General features: G+C 69.2%; 8 protein-coding genes. All 8 read left to right on the top strand.

Annotated elements, in window-relative coordinates; all coding sequences use genetic code 11:
- On the top strand, nt 1-1,791 hold a 1,791-nt coding region (locus tag BT98_RS0119820; protein WP_155985216.1), incomplete at its 5' end, for an ATP-binding protein.
- A gap of 180 nt (nt 1,792-1,971) precedes the next feature.
- Nucleotides 1,972-2,145 carry a hypothetical protein gene (locus tag BT98_RS27440; RefSeq protein ID WP_155985215.1) on the top strand — a complete coding sequence of 58 codons (174 nt, stop codon included), beginning with the start codon at nt 1,972-1,974 and terminating at the stop codon, nt 2,143-2,145.
- Entirely contained in the window at nt 2,142-2,489 is a 348-nt protein-coding gene (locus tag BT98_RS0119810) for a hypothetical protein (protein ID WP_027297457.1), read from the top strand. The genes BT98_RS27440 and BT98_RS0119810 overlap by 4 nt, the downstream gene beginning before the upstream one ends.
- Before the next feature lie 74 nt (nt 2,490-2,563).
- Nucleotides 2,564-3,154, top strand: a complete 591-nt coding sequence (locus BT98_RS0119805) for a hypothetical protein (RefSeq protein WP_027297456.1) — start codon at nt 2,564-2,566, stop codon at nt 3,152-3,154.
- A 3-nt stretch (nt 3,155-3,157) separates the two neighbouring features.
- Nucleotides 3,158-3,940 carry an XF1762 family protein gene (locus BT98_RS26305; protein WP_174978053.1) on the top strand — a complete coding sequence of 261 codons (783 nt, stop codon included), beginning with the start codon at nt 3,158-3,160 and terminating at the stop codon, nt 3,938-3,940.
- A gap of 202 nt (nt 3,941-4,142) precedes the next feature.
- Nucleotides 4,143-4,478: a hypothetical protein gene (locus BT98_RS0119795; RefSeq protein WP_027297455.1), complete on the top strand. Its 336-nt coding sequence runs from the start codon at nt 4,143-4,145 to the stop codon at nt 4,476-4,478.
- A 10-nt stretch (nt 4,479-4,488) separates the two neighbouring features.
- On the top strand, nt 4,489-4,824 hold the full coding sequence (locus tag BT98_RS25255; RefSeq protein ID WP_051544359.1) for a DUF5983 family protein: 336 nt from the start codon (nt 4,489-4,491) through the stop codon (nt 4,822-4,824).
- Nucleotides 4,825-5,061: 237 nt separating this feature from the next.
- Nucleotides 5,062-5,835: an ArdC family protein gene (locus BT98_RS0119785; RefSeq protein ID WP_027297454.1), complete on the top strand. Its 774-nt coding sequence runs from the start codon at nt 5,062-5,064 to the stop codon at nt 5,833-5,835.
- Nucleotides 5,836-5,888 lie beyond the last annotated feature (53 nt).

Below are 5,888 nucleotides of genomic sequence, written 5' to 3'. Positions count from 1 at the left end.
CTTCAAGAAGAAGACCAGCAGGAGATTCCACCCGTGCCCCACATCACCCCCGTCTCACCTAACCCCTGTGTTCCCGTCACCCGGATCCGCGGCGCCCTGGGCGACAAGGTGCTGCGCAAGAGCCCGGAACTGTTCAACCAGGGTTTGCCTACCGTGCTGGCCGAGGTGCTTCAGAACGCCCGCCGCGCCGGCGCCACCCGCGTCGGGATCGAGCTCCTCGGCGAGGAGGGCCGCGCCACCCTGGCAGTGCGCGACGACGGCCATGGCATCACCGACATGGCCAGGCTGGTGACCTTCGGTGCTTCCGCCTGGGACGAGCGCACCGACCTCGTGGAGAACGCCGCCGGCATGGGGGTGTTCTCGCTGGCCTCGCGCGGCGTCACTGTGCGCTCGCGCGGGCAGCGGGTGACGCTGAGTCGGGCTGTGTTCTGCGGTGAGGCCGAGGCCGCCGTGCTACCCGACCCGGAGATGGTGGTGGGCACCGAGCTACTGTTCCCGGTGGTCGAGCGGGCGGTCGAGCGGGCGTGCCGCTTCTACCCCCTGCCGGTGACGCTGAACGGCCGGCCGCAGCCGCAGCCGGGTTTCCTGGAAGGCGCCGAGCACGTCGTGGAATGGCAGGGGCTGCGGCTGGGCGTCTTCCGGGAGGTCGGCCCCAAGGTGCTGGACCTGTTCGACAGGCACCGCGGCTGGGACAGGCGCCTCTACCTGAACTTCCATGGCCATGTCGTGGAGTGCGGAGCGGCTGTCGCGCTTGCCGAGGTTGGCGGACCGACCCGTAACGTCTTCGTGGACGTGGTCTCGGCGCCGGACCTGCGGCTGGTGCTCCCGGTGCGGAACGAACCGATCGACAACGACTTCTTCCGAGCCATGCGGGCCCGCGCCGAGCGAGCGCTGCTGGAAGCCGTCGCTCTTGGAACCACGCACTCGTTGCCCTTCGACGATGCCCGTCGGGCAAAGGCGATGGGTATCGAGCTTCCGTCTGTGCGGATCCCGCTCACACCCTGGCGTCTGAACACCGACGTCACACGCCACCGTATCGAGGAGCTTCCCGGACCTGTCGTGCTTGGCACGCCGGGTACGGAGGTGCTGTTGACCGACGCACTCGGCATCGAACAATGCAGTGCAATGAACCTCGATCTGATTCTGCGCGGATGGTCGGACAGGCCGCGGGTGGTCGTGGCGGATTCCAGATTCGAGGGCTATCGCGAGTATGACACCCTGCGCGTGGTGCGCGCGATCTCGGCGGTTGCGACCGATGCCGAAGGATCTGACGAGGAATTTCCGGGCTCGACGATACGGTCCGGAAGCGCGCCGCAGGACGCCGAGTACCAGGTGGTCGAGACGCTTTCCGCACGCCTCATGGTAGCGGCGGATGCCAGGAAATGGGCACAGCCCGCCGTAATGCACGAGGCGGCGGTTCCGTTCTTCTTCACCGATGAGCCGTCGTTCGATGGCATGCCGAGCTTCGTGGTTGTGCGCGGCACCGAGCCCGGGGACCTTTCGGACGCCTTGGTCGAGGGGTTCTTCGCGGAAAACGAGGACGTCGGCAACGACAGCAGCGATCGCCAGCTGGAAGCCTTCTCGGCCGAGGCCCGCGACCTCTCTCGCACCCTCCTCCTGGACGGCGACGCGGCCACGGCGGCCCGCATTGTCGAGCATCTGCGCAACATTCGCTGGGAGCTGCGTAGCCTTCAGAAGGGTAGCATCGAACTGCACATCGTGGAGGACCAGATCGGCAGCACGATCCGTATCGTCGGTCCAAGCGGCCGGGAAGTGACCGCGATCCTCTGAGGAGGACGGGGAAGGGCGAATGAGCAGGACGGGGGAGGGCGCTGCCACCCTCTCCCGGCGCGCGGCAAGGGTTCGTCGGCTCACGCCTCCCGCCGCTCCGCGGCGCCCTTGCCCCACCCCGGCAGGGGCGGCCGGCGGGCTGGGTCTTCGGGAAGAAGACTCAGCAGAAGGATGAGATCCATGGATCTCCACGAACGGCTCGCCAGGCGCCAGGGACGTCACGAGGACATGAAGGCCATCGCCGGCCTCGCCCTGATCGTCTGCATCCTCCTTGCAGGCGCCATGCTGCCTGGCTTCCTGGCAGATCACGCCTCCACTGTCCGTGTGCCTGCCCAGCAGGAGGCCCGCCGATGAGCAGGATCACGCCGCTCACCGACGGCCAGGACCTCTCCATCCTGGTGCTGGAGGATGTGGTGTCAGACGGTTACGGCCTTATCAGGACCGAAGCCAGCCCCGCGACACAGGTGGCCGTTGCCCATGACGGAACACTCCGCGGCACGGAGCAGGCCAAGGCCTATGTCGCGCTCCTCGCGCGTGCTCCGGCCATGCGCCGTCTCCTCGACCAGGCGCTGATCTTCGAGGCCGACGCCTTCGACGCCGACGAGCCGGTATCGGGCGCCGACCTCGTCGAATGGTTTGCCTTCTGGCGGCTGGAGGTTCGGACCGCGCTATCGCGGCCGGCGCTCGCCGCCTCGTAGGACGCCCTGCCTGCCTGAGGGAGCAACACGTCCATCCGGTTGCCCGATCCATCACGATCCACAGGATCCGAGACATGCCTCATCCGGCACATCTTCCGCGCTTCCTCGTAGTGCGGCCCTATCTGGGCCATGCCTCGCGAGAGGGCGCCTACGCACATCTCGAAGCTCTGGTCATGTACTCGCGTGGCGACGTGCAACCCACACGGTACGGCGACCTGCGGCCACTGCTTCGCTGGGACGATACGCCGCGTCCGATCCTGCACGAGGGGCTGCGTTGGTCGTGCCAGATCGACGACCGCACCCCCGAGGTCTACGGCATCCATTACGGCTACACGTCCGAGCACGCCGACATCTTCACCGCGGCGGACCTCGCCCGCTACGGCAGGTCGATCCCTGCCCTTCGCAGGGCCATGGATCGGCTGCAGGAACGCGACGGGCCGGCCGGACACGTTGCCGTGCTGCTGCTCCGGCTGGCCCGGGTCCTGAAGGTGCGCGGCATCGCACTGCTCGAACCCCGGCTCGGCGAAGCCTTCTTTGCCGACGACCATCGCTTCCGGCGGCTGGAGATAGTGCCCGACTACGGCCCCGTGTTCGCCGAGATTGGCAACGTGGCGGCGGAACTGCACCGTCACTGTGCCGCGCGATGCGGCCGTGCGGCGGCCTGAGCCGTGACCCCGATCCAGCCCGCCCTATGCCAGCACTGCGGGGAGCCGTCGGTACTGGAGATCGCGGAGGCGTGGTCCGACCACGCCTTCCTGCTCGATACCTGTTGCCTGGCCGCCCACGAGGAGGTCTGCGCCGGCATGGCTGACGATCCGGCCTGGGCACGCGACCTGCTGCGGCATCTAGGTGCCGAGGAAATGCTCGGCCACCGCCTCCGGCGCATCGCCGACACCGGCTGCGGCCAGTTGCTGCTCGACTGGAAGCTGGCGATCCGGCCGGTGAGCTTCGCGGCAGCGGCGGGGTTCGTGCGTCGCCACCACGCCCATAACGCGGCACCGACCGTCTGGCGCTATGGGGCCGCCATCGCGAATGGCCCGACGTGGCTGGGCGTGGTGATGGTGGGAAATCCCGTTGCGAGGGGGTTGATGGGACGGGGCATCGTCGAGGTGAACCGGCTGTGCCTGCGCCGCGATGTGCCACGCGCCCTGGCCTGGAACGCCTGCTCACAGCTTTACGGCTGGGCTGCCCGCGAAGCCGCCGCGCGGGGCTTCACGGGCATCGTCACCTACACCCGCGAAGACGAGGACGGTGGCAGCCTGACGGCCGCCGGCTGGTCTCTCGAGACCCGCATCCGTGGACGCTCGTGGAGCAGCGGAAGCCGCGTCCGCGTCGATCGGGGACCGCCGGTCGACAAAAACCGCTGGAGCCGCTCGCTCAGGCCACTCACCAAAGTCCAGAAGCGCTCGGCACCGCCGGCCATGATGCCGCTTACCCTGGGCACCGATTGAGGGGGCGGCCGCCGACGGTCCGATGAAGGGAAGAGTCGAGAAAGAGGTGTGAACCGGATACCGCGGAACGGGGCGGGAGGGGTGCCGCACCCCGTCCTCCGCCGCAAGGGCAAGGGCCTGGCGGCCCGCCGCGATGCGGCGCCCCTGCCCCGGAGGAACGGCGCCGCGGCGGCCTGGGAGTTGTTCGGAAAGGAACATCCCCATGGAAATCCGCCGCCTCGCTCCCCGGGCACCCGCCGCGCTCTCCCGATCGCTTCCACTGGCCGATGCCGGCGAGGCGCTCGCCTGCACCCGCTGCGGCAGTGCCTACCAGGGCGACCCCACCCTGCTGGTGGCCTGCCCGGTGTGCTTCGTCGCGCCGGGCGTTCCCTGCTGCAAGCCCGATCATGGCCGGGTCCGGCAGTCGCACCTCTCCCGAAGCCGCGATGCCCTGGCGGCAGGGCGCATGCCGGCCTGCGGCGCCCTGACCTGGGACGGGCTGCACGCCTTCGCGGTGCCGGTGCCGGCCGCGCCTCGACACGTCTCCAGCTCGATCTGAGGGCGATCCGATGACCCATGTTCGCCGCTTCCTCGACCTGTCCACCGCCCACCTCGCGCTGGAGGACCGCACCTGCCTGATCGGCGCGGCCCAGGCCGGGGTGCGCGGCGAGGTGTGCTGCGGCGCGATGCCCTATGGCTGGTTCGTCTACGCCCATGACGAGCGCCCGGACATCGCCGATACGCTCTGGGCCCTCATGGTCGAAGCCCGCCGACAGGGTTGCGAGTACCTGCTGTTCGACGCCGACGGCCCGGCCCTCCCGGATTTCCCTTGCTTCGACTGGGATGAGCCTTCGGCATCGCCCTTCGTCGCCGAGGTGGCGCGACGCCCGGACGGATCACCCTGAGAATCCGGACCGAACGTCCGAGCGCCGGACATCGAGTACATCTGGAGATCAGGAAAGCGGGCAACCACGAAATCGGGAAAGTAGGAGATCAGGAGAGCGGGAGAGGAGAGGCCGTTCCGCACCGGTCCGGCCGCCGCAAGGGTTCGTCGCTGCGCTCCCGCGCTCCGCGCGCCCTTGCCCCGGCCCGCCCGGATGCGGGGCTGGGGAGGTGTTCCGAGAAGATGAAAGGGAACACCGATGGCTCAGCCTCGCCGTCAGACCGCCGATCGCCCGGCTCCCCGCGACCATTACGCCGAGATCACCAGCCAGATCGTGGAGGCCCTGGAGGCCGGCACGGTGCCGTGGCGCCGGCCCTGGGACCAGGACAAGGCCGGTGCCGGTCCGCTGTCGCCCCGCAACGGGGTCACCGGGCGCCGCTACCACGGGATCAATGTGCTGCTGCTGGGCATGACCGGCCTGGCCTTCGCCGGCACGGATCCCCGCTGGCTCACCTACAGGCAGGCCGAGGAGAAGGGGTGGCAGGTCCGCCGCGGCGAGCGCGGCAGCCGCGTCTTCTTCTTCCGCAAGCTGACCCTGCGGGACGGCGACGCCGCACCCGAGGCGGGAGGCGAGGGCACCCGCACCGTGCCGGTGCTTCGTGCGTACACGGTGTTCCACGCGAGCCAGGTGGAGGGCATCCCGAGCTTCGAGGCCCCGTCCACCGAGAAGGCCTCCTGGCGCACGCCCGAGGCGGCCGAGACGATCATGCGCAACAGCGGCGTGGCGTTCCGGGAAGGAGGCGACCGCGCCTACTACTGGCCGGCGACGGACCACATCCAGATGCCGCCGCGCGCGGCCTTCGCCACGCCGGAGGGCTACTGCGCCACGGGCCTGCACGAGCTGGCTCACGCCTCCGGCGCGAAGCACCGCCTCGACCGTGACCTGACGGGTCGCTTCGGCAGCCACGCCTATGCCCAGGAGGAGCTCCGTGCCTTATCTGGACAGTCTGCACCGTGCCTGACGCACCATTGAACGGTATGTTCTTGGCACAACGCAGGGGGTCATCAGGCCGGATGAAGCGCTAT

This window comes from Roseomonas mucosa ATCC BAA-692, assembly GCF_000622225.1.
Taxonomy (GTDB): Bacteria; Pseudomonadota; Alphaproteobacteria; order Acetobacterales; family Acetobacteraceae; genus Roseomonas; species Roseomonas mucosa.
Note: the sequence above shows the minus strand (reverse complement) of the source record. Positions and strands in the feature narration are given on the sequence as shown.